We start from the raw sequence: 3,555 nt of genomic DNA, 5'->3' as shown, positions 1-3,555 counted from the left end.
AAGCACAATTACTACCACTAGAAAAAGCTGAACAAGAAGATATAGATGCTATTGAAAATGCTATCAAAACTAATATGAAAATACCACTCAATCTTGAACACACAGAAGAAATATTAGGACACATTATCGACATAATCAAAAAAGAAGATGGTTATTACGCTAAATTCACAATTGATAAAGAAATTAACATAGAAGACTTTCCTTACCTATCTGCAGAAATAGTTAAATTTGACGAAAACGGTAAATACTATCCTCTACTAACTGCTGTAGCTCTCACTTCTAAACCTAAAATGCCTGTCAAAAAAATAGAAAAAGTTCCAGATAAAGTTTATTCATCCTTACCTTACTCTATAAGAATACTTGCTTATCTACATCCTAAAAAACAAGATCTATTCAAACTTTTAACAACCTTTAACAAAGACAAAATAGAAGAAAAAAATGTTGATACATTTGAAATCTTAAGACAAAATGTAAGATCATATCTAAAGAAAAAATATGGAGGTGAATAAAAATGCCTAAGTATGATAACATACCAATAAAACTTGGATACATAATTCCATCTATAACAAATGACATTGACAATAGACCTGTAGACTTTAACAGTGTTGCAAGCAGTATAACTCAAATACCTGACGGACTCATACTAAAATGGGATAGTGCAAACAATGAATACATACCTGCTTTATTATCTGATACTTTCAATGATTCATCCAATATCTCTATCTTAGCAGTTCCAACTGCCAGAACTGCTACATCTTCATACGTCTACACAAAAGCTATCCTAAATGCAAACTACTTGTACGTATATGATAATATTAACAACACCTTTGTTAAACCAAATCTTTCAAATCTTAATTTAGCTTTACACCCAAGATTTAGAATAATAAACGAATAAGGGGTGATGAACAATGTTAGATAACAGAGAACTCATAAAAGCAATTGATGTATATTTAGGTGAAATATTACAATTTAAACTACTTAATTATCAAAAAATATTTTCAAGTTTCTTATCAATCATAAAAGGATTTAAACCAAGTGATTTTGTTGGCAAAAAACTAAAACTCAACGGTGTTAAACTTATCTCTTCTAACCCAATGAAAATATACTCATGGGATGAATTCTATGCACAATCAAATGTGATACTATCAAACAGCTCCAATCTAAACTTTGAACACAAAGTTATTGAAACTGATATCTATTTCCTCTATGAAACATTCACTCTCTCTGTTAAAGATATTCTTGATAACATATCTCCACCTGTTAACACTATCACAAGTAAAGATCTCAAAATTAACTTTAACTCATTCTTACAAGAATTCCTAGAAGCTATAGTTAACAAATATTTTGAACTTAACACTTACATACTTGTTAAAATGCTTGAAAACGCAAACATTAACATCAATGGCAAAACATTTGGTACAGACGGTACAGGTTGGATAACTCTAACTAACTCCAACTGGAGCTCCGCTACCGTAGATCCCCTATCTGATATCTATGACAAAATAGTTTCTCTTATTAATCATAATCACTTCACAAGAAATGTAACCACATCAAAACCTGTTATTATAATGGGTAGAACAGCTTGGAATCTCTTTAGAAGCAATCCTCACATAAACGATAAAATGATTAGACTTGACATTTCTTCCTACCAAGAAATGTTAAAAATAGATGAAATGTTATCTGAAAACATAGTTTACCACCCACTTGATATTGGTGGAAACAGAATAAATGTATATGTCTTGCAAGGTAAAATACAAGATCCTTCTAACGGAAACGAAGTTGATCTATGGAATCCTAACAGAGTTCTAATACTTAGACCACTAGACAATAATATAATTATGGCAATGGGAGTTCCTCCTATGGTAGATCTTGACTCCAATTTGGTTATAACAAAAGACATATACAAACTTGAACAAGCTATGCCTATGTTCCCATCATCTACTTCATTGACATACAGATTCATAAGTGGTATAGCAGGTGTAATATCTGAACCCTCAATGGGTGGAACATTCACTGTATCATAGGTGATAATATGAACTTCACACTGCTTTTGCAAGATTTCAAACTTGAATACAAAAAAGAAATAGCAGTATTGAGCAAAGAATATCCAAACCCAACTGACTTAGATAACTTCCTGCTTAATGCTCTACAAGAAAGTTATACAGAAATCTACTTCATACTCTCAATACAAATTGAAGATCCATTATCAGTAATATCAAGAGAACTACTTGAAAAATACACTAAAATGCTTACTCTTGCAGTTATTTATCTCAAAGCAGGACATGTATCACAAGCAAATGAAATAAGAAGAGAAGTATTAAACAGTGTATACGACATCAGAAAAACAGCAGGAAGTAAAAACTCTTTTATCTTTAAAATCAAAGACTTAATGTAAGGAGGGATAAATATGTTAGGGCCAAATAAACCAAGATATACCAAAAACAATGTAAAGTTTGACAATTTTGCAGTATTTCTAAAGAAATATAATGAAACAACAGGAAGCTTTGAAAGAATATGGAGAGAAACGGGTTTTGTCTCAGGTAATGCTAATGTGGAATGGACAGTATCTGCTGCAGAATTAAAAGCAGGTGTTCCAAGAACAATGGTTGCAAGAGTTATAAACGAAATAGATGCAACAATAAGACTGAGTTTTGTAGAAACTGATATTGAAAACATATCATTAGTTTTATTTCAACAAACTCCTAACTGGACTAATAATACAACTTCATCCAATAAAACATACAACAATATTCAAACTTCTGCTTTTCAAAACATACCTGACTTATCTCCTAACCCTGTTTTCCTTCTTGATTCCATACCAGTTCCGGGATCTACTTTCACAGTTTTAGATGACAACGGAACAAACGTAACAGCAAGCTTTCAACTAAGAAGAGCAAAAGGTGTTCCTTTCATAGAAAGGACTTCTGCCACTTTCCCAGGAACACCACCATACGATATCACAATAACAAGATACACTTCAATAAGAAAAGATAGCCTCATAGTATTTGAAGATGTTTCTAAGATCGGTTTCCCTTACAAAATACTCATTATTGGAAGAAATACAATCAACAAAATGTTGAGAGCTATCTATATGCCAAGTGTTGTAATTGAAACACCACCCACAATAGGTATGTCAAATGAAGACTTCTTAAGAATGGAAGTTGCTTTTAAAACTCTAGCTGAATATCCCGCAGGAACATCTCCTCTTGATTTAAACTTCTCTCCAAACTACATGATAATCAGAGATTATGAAAGCACTATTGATCCTAAAGTAATTGCAGAAGAATTCAACAGTGAAGTTATAACAGATTTACCATCATAGTATGTTTGATTATAACACTTATTTTAATCAATTAAAAAACCTGCTTAATCAAGTGGGGATTGAGTTATCTGATGATAACTCTTCCCCTACTTCACTTTCTCATTTATTTGCAACCCTAGAATTCTTAGGATTTAATCTCAATGAAACTTTTCTCACATGCTCTTATAGACTTATTGTTTACATGTATGACATTAACTTCAATTACGAACCACATATCAAACTATTAGAATACA

5 protein-coding genes are annotated in these 3,555 nt (G+C 31.7%); all 5 read left to right on the top strand.

Annotation, left to right across the window (positions count from 1 at the left end; translation table 11 throughout):
- Positions 1–509, top strand: a 509-nt coding sequence (locus NZ579_08085) for a hypothetical protein (GenBank protein ID MCS7299894.1), incomplete at its 5' end; no start/stop codon positions are given.
- A gap of 2 nt (positions 510–511) precedes the next feature.
- Complete coding sequence (locus NZ579_08080; GenBank protein ID MCS7299893.1) at positions 512–895, top strand: hypothetical protein; 384 nt, start codon at positions 512–514, stop codon at positions 893–895.
- Between the two features lie 13 nt (positions 896–908).
- Positions 909–2,024, top strand: a complete 1,116-nt coding sequence (locus NZ579_08075; protein MCS7299892.1) for a major capsid protein — start codon at positions 909–911, stop codon at positions 2,022–2,024.
- 8 nt (positions 2,025–2,032) lie between these two features.
- Positions 2,033–2,395 carry a hypothetical protein gene (locus NZ579_08070; protein MCS7299891.1) on the top strand — a complete coding sequence of 121 codons (363 nt, stop codon included), beginning with the start codon at positions 2,033–2,035 and terminating at the stop codon, positions 2,393–2,395.
- Between the two features lie 12 nt (positions 2,396–2,407).
- On the top strand, positions 2,408–3,322 hold the full coding sequence (locus NZ579_08065) for a hypothetical protein (protein ID MCS7299890.1): 915 nt from the start codon (positions 2,408–2,410) through the stop codon (positions 3,320–3,322).
- Positions 3,323–3,555: the final 233 nt, after the last annotated feature.

It is taken from the genome of Spirochaetota bacterium, assembly GCA_025061835.1.
Lineage (GTDB): Bacteria > Spirochaetota > Brevinematia > DTOW01 > DTOW01 > SKYB106.
Note: the sequence above shows the minus strand (reverse complement) of the source record. Positions and strands in the feature narration are given on the sequence as shown.

What these genes read in the sequence shown, in the direction of transcription:
- NZ579_08065 (MCS7299890.1), top strand. Translation starts at nt 2,408, where the DNA reads ATGTTAGGGCCAAATAAACCAAGATATACCAAAAACAATGTAAAGTTT.
- NZ579_08075 (MCS7299892.1), top strand. Translation starts at nt 909, where the DNA reads ATGTTAGATAACAGAGAACTCATAAAAGCAATTGATGTATATTTAGGT.
- NZ579_08070 (MCS7299891.1), top strand. Translation starts at nt 2,033, where the DNA reads ATGAACTTCACACTGCTTTTGCAAGATTTCAAACTTGAATACAAAAAA.
- NZ579_08080 (MCS7299893.1), top strand. Translation starts at nt 512, where the DNA reads ATGCCTAAGTATGATAACATACCAATAAAACTTGGATACATAATTCCA.